We start from the raw sequence: 16,268 nt of genomic DNA, 5'->3' as shown, positions 1-16,268 counted from the left end.
CGGGCAGTGGCACATCGCAACGCTGCACTGGCAGCTAGTTCCCGTTTTCCTGCCTATCCCTGATCCTGAATGGTTCCGCTACTCAGGCGCTTGAGTTCACGATGATCGTCCTCGGTAAACTCGCCTGACGTCTTCCGTCTGATCAGGGCCGCAATCTTCTGCTTGCGGACGGCTTCCTGGTTAGGTGTTAGCATTTCCCGCGCTGTTGCGAGAAGGTTTTCTCTTGTCGGAACATGTTCAATGCCATCAAATAGATGGTAGAAGCGTTCCCGGGCCTTGTGGTTAAAGGCCAAAGCGGCGATCACGTCGCCGTGTTTGTTTAGCTGCTCGTCCCGTATCCACTGGGCGAGTGCTGTTGATTGTCGAAGCCGGCGGTCGCGCATGCCGGCTTCCAGTATTTCGTTGGCCAGTTCAGGCGCTTCGATCAATGCCAGGCTTAGGCTGCTATCGGGATTCAGTCTTACTTCGACCGGTTCTTCGTTGATTCGCTCCCGTCTGCCGTCGCCTTTTTTCCAGTCCTGCCGTCCCTGCCACTCACGGCGCCCGCACAGCCGCAGCATTTCGTGCCACATGGCGTCCCGCAATGTGCAGCGGGGCATGCGGTTCAGCAAAGGCTCTACCCGGGCCCGAAGCTCGCCCCGGTGCTCCGGAAGATTCAGGTCAAGGCCGGCACTTTGTCGATCGAAAAGAAATCTCGACAGAGGGGCTGCGCCGTCAATTCGCTTGCGAAAGGCCTCAGCTCCTTCTTTGCGGATCAGGGTGTCTGGATCTTCCCCGTCCGGCAGCATCAGAAACTGGAGATGCATGCCGTCAGCCAGTAATTCAAGGGCGTTTTCCATCGCCTTGTCAGCTGCCCTGAAACCGGCATTGTCGCCGTCAAAACAGAAAATAATATGGCGGACGTGACGCAGTAGCGCTTGCAGGCTGTCCTGGTTTGTCGCGGTGCCAAGAGTTGCGACGGCCTCATGAATGCCGTTTTGCGCCAGTGCAATAACGTCCATGTAGCCTTCGACCACCAGTAGGCGATCCAGCCGTCGAAGCGATTGTTGCGCTTCATAGAGACCGTAGACTTCGCGACTTTTATGAAAAACGTCTGACTCGGGCGAATTAATGTACTTCGCCTTGTCATCACCCAGCGTGCGGCCGCCAAAGCCAACGGTTCTGCCGCGGGTGTTGCGGATCGGAAACATGATCCGGTTTCGAAACAAGTCTCTTGGCCGGCCAAACCGGTCGGAGACGGTGCCTGTTTCGTTTAGCGGGCCTTGCAGTGCAGGCTCTGCCGCAAGGTGAAGCGCGTTGCCGTCAGCGGGTGCAAAACCGATCTGGTAAAGCTCGATAATCGCCTTATCCAGACCCCGCTTCTGAAGGTAGTCACGGGCGAAGCCCGATCCGGGCTCGGCAAGCGCATTGCGATAGAACTGGTTGGCAAAGTCCAGTGCGTCGGTCAGGGTGCGCGCCTGCTGGATTTCCTGGCGGGCTGCCTGATCGTAAGGGACTTCGAGGCCGGCGCGTCGGGCCAGGTCCTCTACCGCTTCGGTAAATCCGAGATGGTCAAACTCCCGGATAAAGCTGATGGCATCACCATGGGCGCCACAGCCGAAACAATGATAGAAGCCTTTGTCCGGACGTACGTTAAACGACGGCGTTTTTTCATCGTGAAACGGGCAGCGGGCCTTGTAGCTACCGCCTGCTTTTTTGAGCGTGACCCTGTTGCCTATCAACTCGGCCAGATCAATGCGATCGAGCAGGTCGTCAATAAAGCGTTGAGGGATCATTCCGCTCATGGCATCTCCGGAGTTGCGGTGTTGTCAGCACCTAGAGATTAGCTCAGGCACCGGCATTCGCCTGTTTAAAAGGTCGACCGGTATCAGGCTGCGGAGTCAGTATCGTGAGGCTGGCTACAAGCCAAAAATGCCGCCGAGGCGAGGCCACGACGGCATTGTATGCGATTACCCCGGACTGCGCCTTGATACGGTGATGCTGCTAGTATCAATCGGCTTTGCAGTCAGGCAGTCAGCCGCAGTTCAGCTCTGACTAAAACTCAGTACAGGCGCTCGAACTTGCGCTGCTCACGCTGAAGCTTCTTGAGATGACGCTTCACGGCAGCGGCAGCTTTACGCTTACGAACTGCAGTCGGCTTCTCGTAGTGCTCACGACGACGCACTTCAGACAGGACACCGGCTTTTTCGCAAGACCGCTTGAAGCGACGCAGAGCTACGTCGAATGGCTCGTTCTCTTTCACTTTAACAGCTGGCATTCGGGAATCACCTACCTTTATCAAATCGGATTAAGTGTCAGAGCCCCGCGCGGATAATACGTTTGCGCGTGACCTGATGATTCGTTAGTTCTGAGACTGATCCGGTAACATCCGCCAAAAGTGACATTGGCCAAAACTCGATCAGCACAGATTTAAGGGCGGCAATGATAGCGCCTAATCTATCTGGTTGTAAAGCGTGCAATCAGATAAGTCAGAGGGGCCTGTCTTTCCAGGTACACCCTGGGAGGATTTGCGGGTGATTCGTAGCGTCGAGGTGCGCGCTTCTCTGATAAAATAGCGGGAGTTTGTTCGATTGCTCGCGCAGTAGGTGCGCTGGGCGCCATGTTTTTGATGGTTGAGGCGACCTGAATGCTGGTTCTTGGAATTGAAACGTCGTGTGATGAGACAGGAGTCGCGCTGTTTGATAGTGAGCGAGGGCTTTTGTCCGACGCGTTATACAGCCAGATTGAGGTGCATGCGGATTACGGCGGCGTAGTGCCAGAGCTGGCATCAAGAGATCATGTGCGAAAGCTGCTGCCTTTATGCGATCAGGTATTGGCTGAGGCGGGTTGTGGTCGGCGTGATCTGGACGCTATTGCCTATACCGCCGGGCCGGGCCTGATTGGTGCGCTGATGGTGGGCGGTTCAGTGGCGCACGCGCTGGCGTTAGCGCTGGATATCCCAGTGCTGGGCGTTCATCACATGGAAGGGCACTTGCTGGCGCCAATGCTGGAAGATAATCCGCCGGCGTTTCCGTTTGTTGCGTTGCTGGTGTCGGGCGGTCACACCCAATTGGTTAGAGTTGATGGCATTGGTCAGTACGAGTTGTTGGGTGAGTCAGTCGATGACGCCGCCGGGGAGGCGTTCGATAAGGCCGCCAAAATGCTGGGGCTTGATTATCCCGGCGGTCCGCGCATTGCGAGGCTGGCAGGTCAGGGTACGCCGGGGCGCTATCGATTCCCTCGGCCAATGACGGATCGTCCCGGGCTGGATTTCAGCTTCAGTGGTCTGAAAACCTTCACCTTGAACACCGTCAATGCGGCCAGGGCGGAAGGTGATCTGAATGATCAGACCCGTGCAGATATTGCATTGGCGTTTGAAGTGGCTGTTGTCGAGACGCTGACTATCAAATGTCGCCGAGCCCTGGAAGCGAGTGGTTGCTCGCGTCTGGTGGTCGCAGGTGGTGTGAGTGCCAACCAGCGGTTGCGTGGCGCGCTCGAAAAAATGGTGCGTAAGCTGAACGCCGGGGTCTTCTACGCCCGCCCGGAATTCTGCACTGACAATGGCGCGATGATCGCCTATGCCGGTTGCCAACGGTTGAAAGCAGGGCAGCGTGACGGCGACCGGATTATCGCGGTGCCGCGCTGGCCAATGGATACGCTGCCATCACTGGAAGAGCGTTGTGAGGACGGGTTGAAGCGCTAACCGGGTTGTTTGGCCGGCTCGTTATACAGGTGGTTCGCGATGCTGTGCCAGCCGGATCAGATTGTCCCTGTGTCGCACCAGAATCAGCAAGGCGAGCAGGCCGAACAGGGGCAAGGCATCCGGCTCCAAAAGTGCGCTGATGACAGGCCCGGCCAATACTGCGCACACAGATGCCAGAGATGAGATGCGCCAACGCCAGACGATCAGTCCCCAGATAGCGGCAAGTATCAGTGTTGTGGCGGGTGCCAGCGCAACACCTGCCCCAAGTGCGGTAGCGACACCTTTGCCCCCCTGAAAGCGCGCGAAAACAGGTAGCATGTGGCCGGTGATGGCGCAGAGCCCGATAAACGCCTGCGGAATAATCCCCAAACCGTACGCCGCCGCTGCGTATACGGGCAGAGCGCCTTTTGCGGCGTCCAGCAACAGCGTAAGACCTGCCGGGAGCCAGCCACCAATGCGGTAGACGTTGGTCGCGCCCGGATTACCGGAGCCTTGCGCACGGGGATTGGGAAGTGACCATAGCCGGCAAACAATCGGCGCAAACATAACGGAGCCTGACAAATAGGCACCGAGGCTAAACAAAACAGATACAAGTGAATCGGTCATGGGCAGAGACGCGCATCGTCTGATTATGCGAGAATCGCTTCCCCAAAAGCTGTCAGGAGACTGGCGGGATAAGCGGGTCAGTTACGACCAGCGGGAGGTCGGTTCCAGTTACGTTAAAGTGAATGGGTTGCCGGCTGCAAGTTTTAAAGAACCGGAGTTGGTGTGACTGATACTGTTTTTATTGAAGGTCTGGCAGTGGAAACCGTAATCGGCGTTTATGGCTGGGAGCGGGAGATATTGCAGCGACTTGAGATTGATCTGGAGATGGCCTGGGATATCGGCATTCCCGGTCAGTCTGACGCAGTGGAAGATGCGTTAGACTATGCTGCCGTCAGTGCAGCTGTCACCGGTTGGTTTGAGCAGAACCAGCCCCAGTTACTGGAGTGCGCGGCGGAGGCCATTGCCGGCTTGATCCGGACGCAGTTCGGTACGTCCTGGGTACGGCTTGTCATACGCAAACCCGGCGCTGTTCCAACGGCGCGTGCAGTGGGTGTTCGAATAGAGAGAGGGACACGATAGTGTCAAACGCGGCAAGGGTTTATATCAGCATTGGCAGTAACATCGAGCGTGAGCGCCATATCCATGCTGCGTTGAATGCGTTGGCAGAACATTATGGCAGGCTGACCGTATCGTCAGTCTACGAAAGTGAAGCGGTCGGATTTGACGGAGAGCACTTTCTGAACCTGGTAGTTGGACTGCAGACGGAAGAGTCGGTGTCCACGCTATCACGGTTCCTCAAAGCTTTGGAGGCGGAGAACGGTCGTCACCATGATGCGCCCAAGTTCAGTGCCCGAACGCTGGATCTCGATATTCTGACCTACGATGATCGGGTGGGCGTCTTTGATGGTGTTGAGTTGCCGCGCTCGGAAATTCTGACCAATGCTTTTGTGCTCTGTCCGCTGGCCGAGATTGCGCCGGTGGATCAGCATCCGGTCAATGGTCAGAATTATACTGAACTCTGGAGCCAGTACACTCGCGATCAGAAGTTGTGGGTGGTGCCCTTCAGTTGGCGGGGCGAGGTGATCTCACCCCGCGCCATCAATAGTTCAGGCGATAGTTCCGATGATAGTTCAGAGGTCAGCGCTGCTGACGCCTGAATGTCGCGACTGCAGGCATCAGGCGTCGTCCTGGTGCTTGTGCCGGAACAGGGCGATCAGACCGTCAGTTGAGCTGTCGGTTTTGACGCCATTTTCCGGTTTCATCAATCGGTCAAGAATATCCTGTCCCAATTGCTTACCCAGCTCGACTCCCCACTGATCGAACGAATCCACATCCCAGATTGCACCCTGTACGAAGGTTTTATGTTCGTATAGCGCCACCAGAGCTCCCACAATACGCGGCGTGCACCGCTCAAAAAGGATGGTATTGGACGGCTTGTTGCCGGGAATAACCTTGTGCGGCGCCAGTTTCTCGATAGCGGCGGCGTCTAGCCCCTGATCCCGGAGTTCGGCTTTCGCTTCTTCCAGGTTCTTGCCCTGCATCAGTGCCTGAGTCTGGCTCAGGCAGTTGGCGAACAGGATCGGATGATGGGTCGCTACTGGGTTATGAGTGCGCATCGGAATAATGAAGTCCGCCGGTGACAGGCGCGTTCCCTGATGCAATAACTGGTGATAGGCGTGCTGGCCGTTCGCGCCTGCGCCGCCCCAGATAATGGGGCCAGTGTCGTAATCAACGGCGACGCCGTCGCGGGTCACACACTTGCCATTACTTTCCATGTCCAGTTGCTGCAAATGGGCAGGCAAGCCACGGAGGTAGTGATCGTAAGGCAGAATGGCGTGAGCATCGGCACCCCAGAAATTGCCATACCAAACGCCGAGCATGGCCATTGTCACTGGCAGGTTCTGCTCCAGAGGCGCGGTGCGGAAATGCTGGTCCATCGCGTGGGCACCGGACAGTAGTGCTCTGAAATTCTCCATGCCAATGGTGAGTGCGGTCGGCAGTCCTATGGCGGACCACAATGAATAGCGACCGCCGACCCAATCCCACATCGGGAAGATGTTTTCAGGCGCTATGCCAAACTCCACCGCATCTGCTTCATTGGCTGTCACGGCAACAAAGTGCTTGGAAATCAGGTTCTCATCGCCACCGTTGTGAAGGAACCATTCCCGGGCCACCTTGGTGTTTTCCAGCGTTTCCTGAGTGCGGAAAGATTTCGACTGGATCAGGAACAGAGTGGTTTCGGGGTTGATGTGTCGCAGTACTTCGGTGATATGACTGCCATCGATGTTGGCAACGTAATGACAGTTCAGGTGACCGTGCCAATAGGGTTTCAGGGCTGCCGATACCAGTTTGGGGCCGAGGAAGGAGCCGCCTATCCCGATGCTGACAACGTCTGTAAACGGTTTGTTGGTGAAGCCGCGCCACTGGGTGCTGCGGATACGCCAGACAAATTCTTCCATGCGAGCCAGGGTGCTGCGGACTTCCGGCATGATGTCCTGGCCGTCCACTTCTATTGGCGTGTCCGACAGGTTGCGGAGTGCCGTATGGAGCGCCGGGCGGTTTTCGGTGTTGTTGACCTTGTCGCCCCGGAACATGGCTTCGATTTTATCGGGCAGGTCACAAGCACGTGCCAGCGCAGTCAGGCGCGGCATGGTGTCATCGGCAATCAGATTCTTGGAATAATCCAGTGAAATACCGGCAGCCTTGAGAAAGTAGCGGTCAAAACGCTGAGGGTCCTGTTCGAACAGGTCCCGCATATGCGTATTTTTGAGCTCTTGCTGGTGGGCTGTCAGGTTTTTCCATTCCGGTTTACTGGTAAGAGAACTGTGGCTCATGTTTTGGGGCCTCTCCCTGGCTGTAATGGCAGATGATTTAACGGTCAATTGTGACGTTATCTATCAGACGGGTGGTGCCCAGAAATGCGGCAGCAAGAATCGTCAGTGCTTTGTCGTCCGGGGCAGCGGGTTTAAGGGTCAGGCTGCTGCTGATATTGAAGTAATCGGGTCGAAAACCTGCCCGGGATAGTGACTCCATAGCGTCCCGCTCAATACCGGCGTAATCGGTGCTTCCGGTTGCCAGCGCTTTGGCCGCTGTTTGCAGGGCTTGATGGAGGGCTGGTGCAACCTGCCGTTCTGACGCCGAGAGGTAGCCGTTGCGAGAGCTTTTTGCGAGACCATCCTCTTCGCGGATGGTTGGGCCACCGACAATTTCAACCGGCATGAACAGGTCGCTCGTCATTTTTCGGATCACGGCTAACTGCTGGGCATCTTTCTCGCCAAAGATGGCATAGTCAGGCTGCACGATATTGAACAGCATGGTGACCACTGTGGAGACACCGTTAAAATGTCCGGGGCGACTGGCACCACAGTGTCCTTCGCTGACCACAGGCACCGAGACTTGCGACTGTTGTGCCAAGCCGTTCGGGTAGAGTTCTTCGGCGGTTGGCGCAAAGACAATGTGATTGCCGGCATCTTCCAGTTTTTGCTGGTCTTCGCGGAGCGTGCGGGGATAGGTGTTCAGGTCTTCGTTAGCCCCGAACTGCATCGGGTTCACGAAAATGCTGGTCACCACGATATCGCCGTGTTGCCTGGCTTTCTCGACCAGTGATATGTGCCCTTCATGCAAATTACCCATGGTGGGTACCAATGCAATCTTGAGGCCGTTTTGGCGGTGGCTATTAAGAAGCGAGCGAAGCTCCCGTATTGAGTGGACGGTTCTCATGCTTTAAACGTGTGCTCCTGGGCAGGGAAACTGCGTTCCCTGACAGCTTTTGCGTAGGCGGCGAAGGCGGCTTGTACCGAATCTGATTCTGCGAGGAAGTTCTTTACAAAACGTGCTGTTTTACCAGTGGTGACACCCAGCATGTCGTGCATGACCAGCACCTGGCCGTCAGTATCCGCGCCGGCACCAATGCCAATTACCGGAGCCTTGACCGCTTCCGTGATGCGCTTGGCGAGTGCGGAAGGTACGCACTCCAGCAGCAGGACGTCGGCGCCCGCTTCTTCAAGCAATTGGGCATGCCTGACCATCTCATCCGCCTGTTCTTCACCGCGGCCCTGTACTTTGTAACCACCAAACTTGTTCACAAACTGGGGCGTGAGCCCCAAATGTGCGCAAACCGGCACGCCGCGGTCACTCAGGGCCCGTATCGTTTCGGCCATCCAGTCGGTGCCTTCGAGTTTGACCATCTGGGCACCGGCGCGCATCAGTTCGGCCGCATTGTCCAGCGCTGCTGTGACTGTGCCATAACTCATGAATGGCATGTCCGCCATGATCAGTGCCCCGCGATTGCCCTTGGCGACGGAGCGGACGTGATAGCTGATTTGTTCCAGTGTAACGGGAAGCGTACTGTCATGGCCCTGCAGGACCATGCCAAGGGAGTCGCCAATTAGAATGACATCCACACCCGCTTCGCTGACCAGTTGGGCGAAGGTTGCGTCGTACGCAGTCAATGCAGAAAAGGCTTCACCTTTTGCTTTGCGTTCCCGAAGGGTATTGATAGTGACGGCCATAAGATCCTCGCCTTTTTCGTGGGTTCTGTTTGAGAGGCTGCCTGATGCCCGTTTACTGAGGTATGACCCGGGCAGCGGCTTTCTAAAGGGTCAGAAACGACCGGCTATAAAAGTCAGTCCCTAAGGTTAATCTTCAGGCCTGGGGGTGGCAAGACTCGAGGGGGCAGGATTAAGCAGGCGTAACTGATTGTCAGGGCATCGCTGGCGCAATTCGGCAACAGTGTCGCCGTTCGGGAGTGTCAGCTCAGGTGCCAGGTCGAGCAGTGGTTGCAAGACAAAATCCCGATTAGCCAGTTCGCGATGGGGGACGGTCAGCCGGGGCTCGTTTATCGTTTGCATGCCGAATAGCAGTAAATCCAGATCCAGCGTGCGCGGACCCCAATGCTGAATGCGCTCGCGCTGGTGGTGTTGTTCTATGTTCTGGAGTTGATCCAGCAGTTCAAGCGGCAGCAATGATGTTCTGAGGTGAGTTGCGCCGTTGATGAAATCCGGTTGATCCTGAGGGCCAACCGGTTTGCTGGCGTAAAAGGGTGACTGGGCAATCAGGCAGGTTTCCGGAAGCGCAGCCAGTGCCGCAATGGCGCCGGCAAGCTGGCGTAGCGGGTCGGCCAGGTTGCTGCCAAGGCCGATGTAGACATCAACGACCGGCATGCGCTGTCAGTCCTTTGGCGTTGCCGGCTTTTTGCGCTTGCGCCGCCGGTTTTTTGGGCCACTTGGCGCGAGCTCTGACAGCATGCGCTCACGGCCTTTTTCATCTTTTTTCTGGAAGTCGGTCCACCACTCACCCAGTCCTTCGTTGGTTTCGCCGGCAGCTTCTCTGACCAGCAGGAAGTCGTACGCCGCGCGGAAGCGGGGATGTTCGAGCGTGACAAGTGCCCGTTTGCCATTCCGGCGAGGCAGTCGCATCTGCAGTTCCCAGATTTCCTTCATCGGGCCTGAGAAACGACGGGGGATTGCGGTAGCCTGAACCTGCTGGCCGATTACCTTGCCGATGGCCTGGTGCAGCGCCGGTTGTGCGGGCTCACCATTATCCTGACGTCGCTGCCACTCGGCCTGCAAGGCGGGCCAAAGAAGCGCTGCATAGAGGAAATAAGGTGTGACTGACTTGCCCTGATGGATGCGATTGTCCGTATTCTCCAGCGCGCGGCGGATCAGGTCATCGGGTTCGCCGTTTGCGATGGCCGCAGCGGTGGCAGGGAACAGCGGCGCCAGTAGTCCGTATTGGGTCAGCAGCCCGTAAGTCTTCGCGCCATAACCGGCAGAAAACAGTTTCAGGACTTCTTCAAACAGGCGCGCTGAGGGCACGTGCGTCAGCAATGGCGCCAACGTCTGGATAGGGGCTTCTGTGTCAGGGGCAATGCTGAAATCGAGTTTGGCCGCAAATCTCACCGCTCGAAGCATTCGCACAGGGTCTTCCCGGTAGCGTGTTTCGGGATCCCCGATCAGTGTCAGGCGGCGATTGTTAAGATCGTCTACGCCACCGGTAAAATCGATAACGCTGAAATCTTCAAGCGAGTAGTAGAGCGCGTTGACGGTAAAGTCTCGGCGCAGGGCGTCTTCTTCCATGCTGCCATATACATTATCGCGCAGCAGCAGGCCGTGCTCGCTGGCGCGACGCTGGTCATCGCTGCTGTCTTCGGCTTCTGTTGCATTGCCGCGAAAGGTGGTGACTTCGATAATTTCGCGGCCAAACAGAACATGGACGATGCGGAACCGCCGCCCGATCATGCGAGAATTTCGGAACAGGTCCCGGACTTCTTCCGGCGTGGCGTTGGTGGCCACGTCGAAGTCTTTCGGGCGGCCGTTGAGCAGTATGTCCCTGACACCGCCGCCCACCAGGTAAGCTTCAAAGCCGGCGTTGTTGAGTCGGCTCAGCACTTTTTTGGCAGGTTCACTGATCAGCGAGCGGGATACCGTATGTTGGTCCCGGGGGATGACCTGTCGCTGATAAGTCGGCTGTTGTTTTTTTCTGCCCTTCCCGGGCATATAGGACATGATTTTTTTTAGCATCTAGACCAGTTCTGATGAATGCGTCGGGTGGCCAGTGAGTCTGTGCGGCATTGAGCCGTCTTTGCTCACAGTCAGGACGGGAGTTTAACGTTTTGTGGCGGGGAAGGCGAACCGCAGAACTCAAACCGCGCGGGCGATACCTGTACCAGGGGCAGGTGGAAAATGAACAGGGGTGATGTGCTATCCGCTGAAGGCCCGTTCTTCGCCTGACAGAAAACGTCTGGCCCAGAAAATCAAAAGGCGGGATCGTGAATCACGAACCCGCCGAGAAGAGTAGACGATCTGCATTTTTGTTGTTGTGGCACATCCCGAAAGTGGGGACGTAAGCTCTCAAATTTTTAGAGCATGGCTCCAGGTTGAGAGCGAATGATGCGAGCGGAACGCTTTGACCACATAGAGTGACAATGACTTTTCACGAGATTGGAGCAAATATAGCGGCGTCTGGAAGACGATTCTTATCTACATGTGCAACTCGCAACAGTCAGGTACCACTAAAAAGCCCAGCACCCAAAACACTCAGTTCGCTCGCGCTCAATTCTTGTTTTTGTTGCTGAGCGCATTGCAGCTTTTTGTTTTTGTTTTTGACGCTGCGTCATTCAATTCTTGTTGTTGTTCACCCCAATAAGATTGCATTGCGTGTGCCAGTTTTTATTAGTTCTTTATTAACAGTGATTTACGAAATATACGGGTTTACCGAGAGACTGTTTTTATACGAAAGTGTTACTTGGATCTCACTTTTCAGACCAAGGCTGTTCCCTGAGGTAACGTGCGGTAACAGTTGAAAGTTGATTCATTTGTTTATGGCCAGGATTCGAATAGCTGAGGGGGCTGCGATATTCCGACCGACAATTGCACACGGTGATGGCGGGCGAGAGAAGCGGTACTGCGGAGTTGTTCGGAATGGGGGTCGGCGGAGGCCAGCATTGCGCCGGCCGCGGCTATCAGGTGCCTGCTTTTTTGCGCGGAATGCCAAGACGTTGCCGGCGCTCCCACAGCGACTTGCGGCTAATGCCCAGCTTCTGGGCCAGCTCGGTCTCGCTCATCTTGTCCTGGTTTTCGAGAACGAAGTGCTGGAAGTAGTCTTCCAGTGAGAGGTCGTTCGTGGCCTGAGGATCCTGACTCGGGGACGGGTTGTCCTCTTCAAGTAGTGTTTCCGGGATAGGGTAATCGTCGCTTTCCGAGTCCAGATCCAGCAAGGATGCGGTGATCAGGTCGTCGTCGCAGAGGATGACGGCCCGTTCGATGGCGTTCTCAAGCTCCCGCACGTTGCCAGGCCAGCGATGCCGCTCGATCAGGCGCATGGCGTCTGGCGCCAGGCTGAGGCCGGGTTTTTCCATACGTTTGGCTTGCCGCTGCAGGAAGCGTCTGGCCAGCCCGAGGATATCGGCATCCCGCTCGCGCAGCGGAGGAATGCGCACCTGCATGACGTTGAGGCGGTAATAAAGGTCTTCCCGGAATTCGCCCGTGCGCGTCATTGCTTTGAGGTTGCGGTGAGTGGCCGCGATCATCCGCACGTTGACCTGGCGGCTCTGGGTTGAGCCGACTTTGCGAATTTCGCCTTCCTGTAATACCCGCAGTAAACGGGCCTGAGCCTCGGCTGGCAGTTCGCCTATTTCATCAAGAAACAGGCTGCCACCGTCCGCGGCTTCAATCAGCCCTGTGCGGGCAGATACTGCGCCGGTGAAGGCGCCTTTTTCATGACCAAACAGTTCCGATTCAATCAGACTTTCCGGGATGGCTGCACAGTTAACGCAGATCAGTGGCTGTCGAGCCCGTGGGCTCAGTTGGTGCAGTGCCCGGGCTGCCAGCTCCTTGCCCGTGCCTGACTCGCCCTGAATCAGTACGGTTGTATCAGTCGGGGCGACTTTTCGGATCAAGGTGAAGACGCGCTGCATGGCGCTGCACTCGCCGAACATGATGCGGGAAGGATCGGCGTCATGCTGGTCGATGTCTTCGCCGGGCAGGCCGGAGGCGGGTTCATCGGATGTTGTGCCGTCACTGCGTCGGATGATCTCTTCTACGGAGGCGAGCATTTCATCGTGATCGAACGGCTTGGCAATGTATTCGACGGCACCCAGTTTCATTGAGTCGACGGCCGATCGAAGGCTGGCGTAACTGGTCATGATGAGGACTGGCGTATTGGGAGCCAGTCGGATCAATTCGGTGCCGGCAGCGCCCGGAAGACGAAGGTCTGAAATGATCAGGTCGAAATTGTCGAGATTGAATCGGGTGCGGGCTTCGTCAACCGAGCCTGCATCTGACACATCATAGTCCGCGTGCATCAGCAGCTTGCGTAGCGCGGAGCGGATAATTTCTTCATCTTCTACGATCAGGATACGGCGCATGCTTCGGTTTAATGCCTCTTTCAGTCGACGATTCCGGAACGCTCTTGGGCGTCGTCTTCAATTTCATAGGCAGGTAGCTTCAGGCGGATGCACGTGCCGCCTTGTCCGGCGTCGGAAACCGGGCTTTCCACCTGAATGTTGCCGTAGTGCTCTTCCACGATACTGTACACCAGAGCCAGCCCAAGGCCGGTGCCCTGGTTAGGTCCTTTGGTCGTATAGAAGGGCTCAAAAATATGGTCGAGTTGGTCTGCGGGTATGCCATCACCCTCATCGATCACTTCGATGATAGCGGAGTAAGCTTCCCGCTTTCCACTCACGCGGATGGTACTGCCTTCCGGTGATGCGTCGCGTGAATTTGCAAGCAGGTTAACAAAAACCTGAACCAGGCGCTGCTCGTCGCCCAGCACCATCAAGTCCTCCGGGCAGTCGTTCTGATAATTGAGGCTGCGCCCCTTCCCGCTGAGTGATACCAGGTTAATGGATTCATCCACGCAGCGCCTGATCACCGCCGGCTCGTATCGGTTGGCCTGGGCATGATTGCCGGAGCGCGCGAAATTCATCAATGACTGGAGGATACGGGAAATTCGCCGGGTCTGTTGCTGAATCTGATCGGCTGTCTGGAGGATGTCCGGATTATCGGTTTCAAGCTTGAGATTCTGTGCCAGTGACGAAATGCCGGTGACCGGGTTGCCGACTTCATGGGCTACGCCGGCGGCAAGGCGGCCAACAGATGCCAGCCGCTCACTGTGCATCAGCTCATCTTCGAGTAGCCGGGTTTCGGTTTGGTCCTCCACCAGCACGACGTTGCCGCCTTCCGGATGATCCGGGCCACTGAGGGTGGACTTGTGCAGGTTGAACCAGCGCGGCCGGCCTTTCATGTCCAGCCGGTGCTTGTGTCGGTGAAGCTCTTCGCCGCTGACGAAGTCGTCCAGCATCTCGTTCCACTGATCGGGAAGCGCATTCAGGCGCGCGCCCACAACATCATCGGCAGCGATGCCGGTGATCCTTTCCATTGCGTGGTTCCACATCAGTATTTCGCCATCGTCGCCGACGGAGCAGGCTGCGATAGGCAGGTTTTGCAAGGTCTGACGATAATGCCGACGCAGATTGTCCAGCTCACCGGCAAGACCTGTCAGCTGGCTCTGGTAATCTCCCAGCGCCTTTTCGATGTAATGGATATCCTGGCCAGAGCCTCGTCCGGCCTGGGGTTTGAATCCCAGATGATGTTTGACGATGTCCTGGGCTACAGAAGGCCCCATCAGGCCTGACAGGTTGACTTCGATTTGGTCCCTTAGCCGCCGCAACTGGTAGGGGCGGTATTCGACGGGCGGTAACCGAAGCTGGGTCAGGGCACGGTCAATTTCCCGCTGAGCCACGGCAATGCCCAGCGGTTTGGCGAGCTGTTGCTTGAACTCCTCTGATGACCCGGATAGGAGTTCGCGCCGGCGCGGCCTGGACAGCGCGCCGAGCGAACAGGCCTGCGCCGCACTGCTTTCTTCATTTGATGTGCGCGACAGGAGCGACACCAGCGCAAACACCACGACATTGAGCGTAAGGCTCGCAAACACGTAGATGTGCGAGTTGCTTGGATCGACGACCGGCAATCCCAGTCGGTGCAGCAGGTCGGGGGCATATGAAAAAGGCAGAACCAGCCCGAGAATCCAGACGCCGGCGCCTGCCAGCAACCCTGCGATCAGGCCTTTCCGGTTGCCTTCCGGCCAGTAAATAACGGCGAGTGCGCCGGGCAGGAGTTGGAGTGCGCCTGACAGTGCGAGAATACCCAACGTGGAGAAGTCCAGGCGTGATCCCACCCAGTCATAAAACAGCAGTGACGCAAAAATGATGATGGCGACCAGCAGCCGTTTGACCCAGCGTAGCCAGCTATAGATGTTTGACTGCTCTCTCGGGGGGCGCAACGGCAGCACCACATGGTTCAGCACCATGCCCGCAAGCGCCAGGGTGCTGACAATCATCAGGCCGCTGGCGGCGGACAGGCCTGCGATGTACATGACCAGAGTCAGTGCCGGGCTATTGAGGGAGAACGTAGTGCCGAGGGCATAGAAACTTGCGGTTGTGGGTGCTTCCAGTGCAATGCCGCCCCACAGGATGATCGGCACAGGCAGGCTCAGCAGAAACAGGTAGAGCGGCAAACCCCAGCTTGCTTTGGCGAGCGCCTTGGGGCTCGGGTTTTCGCTGAAAACCATGTGGTACATGTGGGGTAAAACCAGCACGGCTGAAAACGACATCAGCATAAGGGCACGCCAACCGCCGTCGTTCAGCTGTTGGGAAAACGGGCTGGGTGAATAGGTGGTTGATGCAAGCCACTGATCCAGGCCGGAGAATCCACCGAAAACCGAATACAGCAGCACCGCGCCCAGTAGCAACAGCGCCGACAGTTTGACGAGCGAATCGAAAGCAATGGCGATCACCAGCCCCTGATGGCTGTCGCCGCCTTGTTCGTGCCGCGCGCCGAACAAAACGGTAAACAGGATCATGGCCACGCTAAAGAGGATGCCGACCATACGAGGCGAGGTGTGGGGCGAAAGCAGGGCGGCAGAATCCGCAACGGCTTTGATCTGCATGCTGAGCAGCGAGAGGATGGCAGCGGCCGATAGCAGGGTAACCAGCGTGCCTGCCCACTGACTGCGGTAGCGGAAAGCAAAAAGATCAGCCAGCGACGTCAACTGGTAGGCGCGTCCGATGCGCAGAACCGGATTAAGCAATACCGGCGCGAGCAGGAAGGCGCCACTGATGCCGATGTAATAGGCAATAAAGCCGAAGCCGAACTCGCCCGCCATACCGACCGCGCCGTATACGGCCCAGGTGCCGGCGTAGACGCCGAGGCTCAGCACATAAACAACAGGGTGGCGTACCCAGCGCTTGGGGATGATGCCGCGCTCGGTAATGTGAGCGATACCAAACAGCAGCAACAGATACCCGAAGCTGACCAGAATCAGCGTCGTAAGGCTAAAACTCATTTGGATCCCGTCGCCATTCGAGCCAGAAGCCGACCGCAATCAGACACGCCCAGGCAACAAAAGGGCTGTACCAGGCTGTTCCCGGCTGAATCAGCCAGTCGAGAATGTTGGGCGAGAAAATATAAACGGCCAGAACGAGCAGAAAAACCAGGCGGTAGATGTACATCGGACTATCGTTCCCTGCTGTCGTGAATGG

Annotated in this window: 15 protein-coding genes; 4 read left to right on the top strand and 11 right to left on the bottom strand. The window is 56.8% G+C overall.

Translation table 11 applies throughout. The annotated features are described in order from the left end of the window. Positions 1-53: 53 nt before the first annotated feature. Together dnaG and rpsU are read right to left on the bottom strand one after the other, a co-directional pair. Positions 54-1,784 (bottom strand): DNA primase, encoded by a 1,731-nt coding sequence (gene dnaG / locus ACUN9X_RS00185; RefSeq protein ID WP_260036681.1) that lies wholly within the window; start codon positions 1,782-1,784, stop codon positions 54-56. Positions 1,785-2,041: 257 nt separating this feature from the next. Beyond that, on the bottom strand, positions 2,042-2,257 hold the full coding sequence (gene rpsU / locus ACUN9X_RS00180) for a 30S ribosomal protein S21 (protein WP_007153483.1): 216 nt from the start codon (positions 2,255-2,257) through the stop codon (positions 2,042-2,044). A gap of 369 nt (positions 2,258-2,626) precedes the next feature. On the opposite strand from rpsU, the gene tsaD reads away from it, so the two are divergent. Beyond that, a complete protein-coding gene (gene tsaD, locus ACUN9X_RS00175) occupies positions 2,627-3,682 on the top strand; it encodes a tRNA (adenosine(37)-N6)-threonylcarbamoyltransferase complex transferase subunit TsaD (protein WP_445471825.1) in 1,056 nt (351 codons plus the stop codon). A gap of 21 nt (positions 3,683-3,703) precedes the next feature. On the opposite strand, the gene plsY is transcribed toward tsaD, so the two are convergent. Beyond that, positions 3,704-4,288: a glycerol-3-phosphate 1-O-acyltransferase PlsY gene (plsY, locus tag ACUN9X_RS00170; protein WP_445471824.1), complete on the bottom strand. Its 585-nt coding sequence runs from the start codon at positions 4,286-4,288 to the stop codon at positions 3,704-3,706. Between plsY and ACUN9X_RS00165 the strand changes: the two genes are divergently transcribed. The 3 genes from ACUN9X_RS00165 to folK (ACUN9X_RS00155) are packed head-to-tail and all read left to right on the top strand — an operon-like array spanning position 4,287 to position 5,385. Next, positions 4,287-4,454: a hypothetical protein gene (locus ACUN9X_RS00165; protein ID WP_260036654.1), complete on the top strand. Its 168-nt coding sequence runs from the start codon at positions 4,287-4,289 to the stop codon at positions 4,452-4,454. The two genes, plsY and ACUN9X_RS00165, sit on opposite strands and share 2 nt — an antisense overlap. After that, positions 4,451-4,807: a dihydroneopterin aldolase gene (gene folB / locus ACUN9X_RS00160; RefSeq protein ID WP_260036652.1), complete on the top strand. Its 357-nt coding sequence runs from the start codon at positions 4,451-4,453 to the stop codon at positions 4,805-4,807. Before ACUN9X_RS00165 ends, folB begins: the two co-directional genes overlap by 4 nt. Continuing rightward, positions 4,807-5,385, top strand: a complete 579-nt coding sequence (gene folK, locus ACUN9X_RS00155; RefSeq protein ID WP_445471823.1) for a 2-amino-4-hydroxy-6-hydroxymethyldihydropteridine diphosphokinase — start codon at positions 4,807-4,809, stop codon at positions 5,383-5,385. Before folB ends, folK (ACUN9X_RS00155) begins: the two co-directional genes overlap by 1 nt. Before the next feature lie 18 nt (positions 5,386-5,403). On the opposite strand, the gene pgi is transcribed toward folK (ACUN9X_RS00155), so the two are convergent. From pgi to ACUN9X_RS00115, 8 genes are all read right to left on the bottom strand, one after another. After that, positions 5,404-7,062, bottom strand: coding sequence for a glucose-6-phosphate isomerase (pgi, locus tag ACUN9X_RS00150; protein WP_445471822.1), 1,659 nt, complete (start codon positions 7,060-7,062; stop codon positions 5,404-5,406). A gap of 37 nt (positions 7,063-7,099) precedes the next feature. Beyond that, the gene (gene panC, locus ACUN9X_RS00145; RefSeq protein WP_260036649.1) at positions 7,100-7,948 is read right to left on the bottom strand and encodes a pantoate--beta-alanine ligase; all 849 of its coding nucleotides are present in this window, start codon (positions 7,946-7,948) and stop codon (positions 7,100-7,102) included. Next, positions 7,945-8,739 carry a 3-methyl-2-oxobutanoate hydroxymethyltransferase gene (gene panB / locus ACUN9X_RS00140; protein WP_445471821.1) on the bottom strand — a complete coding sequence of 265 codons (795 nt, stop codon included), beginning with the start codon at positions 8,737-8,739 and terminating at the stop codon, positions 7,945-7,947. Before panB ends, panC begins: the two co-directional genes overlap by 4 nt. A gap of 126 nt (positions 8,740-8,865) precedes the next feature. Then, positions 8,866-9,390, bottom strand: coding sequence for a 2-amino-4-hydroxy-6-hydroxymethyldihydropteridine diphosphokinase (gene folK, locus ACUN9X_RS00135; RefSeq protein WP_445471820.1), 525 nt, complete (start codon positions 9,388-9,390; stop codon positions 8,866-8,868). Between the two features lie 6 nt (positions 9,391-9,396). After that, complete coding sequence (gene pcnB, locus ACUN9X_RS00130) at positions 9,397-10,749, bottom strand: polynucleotide adenylyltransferase PcnB (protein ID WP_445471819.1); 1,353 nt, start codon at positions 10,747-10,749, stop codon at positions 9,397-9,399. Between the two features lie 941 nt (positions 10,750-11,690). Continuing rightward, complete coding sequence (locus ACUN9X_RS00125; protein WP_445471818.1) at positions 11,691-13,094, bottom strand: sigma-54-dependent transcriptional regulator; 1,404 nt, start codon at positions 13,092-13,094, stop codon at positions 11,691-11,693. A gap of 20 nt (positions 13,095-13,114) precedes the next feature. Continuing rightward, the gene (locus tag ACUN9X_RS00120; protein WP_445471817.1) at positions 13,115-16,072 is read right to left on the bottom strand and encodes an ATP-binding protein; all 2,958 of its coding nucleotides are present in this window, start codon (positions 16,070-16,072) and stop codon (positions 13,115-13,117) included. Then, positions 16,062-16,238 carry a hypothetical protein gene (locus ACUN9X_RS00115; protein ID WP_260036644.1) on the bottom strand — a complete coding sequence of 59 codons (177 nt, stop codon included), beginning with the start codon at positions 16,236-16,238 and terminating at the stop codon, positions 16,062-16,064. Before ACUN9X_RS00115 ends, ACUN9X_RS00120 begins: the two co-directional genes overlap by 11 nt. Positions 16,239-16,268 lie beyond the last annotated feature (30 nt).

The sequence above is a fragment of the Marinobacter sp. V032 genome (assembly GCF_052645435.1).
Note: the sequence above shows the minus strand (reverse complement) of the source record. Positions and strands in the feature narration are given on the sequence as shown.

Bases quoted from the DNA above. Each gene is read 5' to 3' on its own strand.
- dnaG (WP_260036681.1), bottom strand. From the start codon at position 1,784: ATGAGCGGAATGATCCCTCAACGCTTTATTGACGACCTGCTCGATCGC.
- rpsU (WP_007153483.1), bottom strand. From the start codon at position 2,257: ATGCCAGCTGTTAAAGTGAAAGAGAACGAGCCATTCGACGTAGCTCTG.
- tsaD (WP_445471825.1), top strand. From the start codon at position 2,627: ATGCTGGTTCTTGGAATTGAAACGTCGTGTGATGAGACAGGAGTCGCG.
- ACUN9X_RS00165 (WP_260036654.1), top strand. From the start codon at position 4,287: ATGGGCAGAGACGCGCATCGTCTGATTATGCGAGAATCGCTTCCCCAA.
- plsY (WP_445471824.1), bottom strand. From the start codon at position 4,288: ATGACCGATTCACTTGTATCTGTTTTGTTTAGCCTCGGTGCCTATTTG.
- pgi (WP_445471822.1), bottom strand. From the start codon at position 7,062: ATGAGCCACAGTTCTCTTACCAGTAAACCGGAATGGAAAAACCTGACA.
- panC (WP_260036649.1), bottom strand. From the start codon at position 7,948: ATGAGAACCGTCCACTCAATACGGGAGCTTCGCTCGCTTCTTAATAGC.
- panB (WP_445471821.1), bottom strand. From the start codon at position 8,739: ATGGCCGTCACTATCAATACCCTTCGGGAACGCAAAGCAAAAGGTGAA.
- folK (WP_445471820.1), bottom strand. From the start codon at position 9,390: ATGCCGGTCGTTGATGTCTACATCGGCCTTGGCAGCAACCTGGCCGAC.
- pcnB (WP_445471819.1), bottom strand. From the start codon at position 10,749: ATGCTAAAAAAAATCATGTCCTATATGCCCGGGAAGGGCAGAAAAAAA.
- ACUN9X_RS00125 (WP_445471818.1), bottom strand. From the start codon at position 13,094: ATGCGCCGTATCCTGATCGTAGAAGATGAAGAAATTATCCGCTCCGCG.
- ACUN9X_RS00120 (WP_445471817.1), bottom strand. From the start codon at position 16,072: ATGAGTTTTAGCCTTACGACGCTGATTCTGGTCAGCTTCGGGTATCTG.
- ACUN9X_RS00115 (WP_260036644.1), bottom strand. From the start codon at position 16,238: ATGTACATCTACCGCCTGGTTTTTCTGCTCGTTCTGGCCGTTTATATT.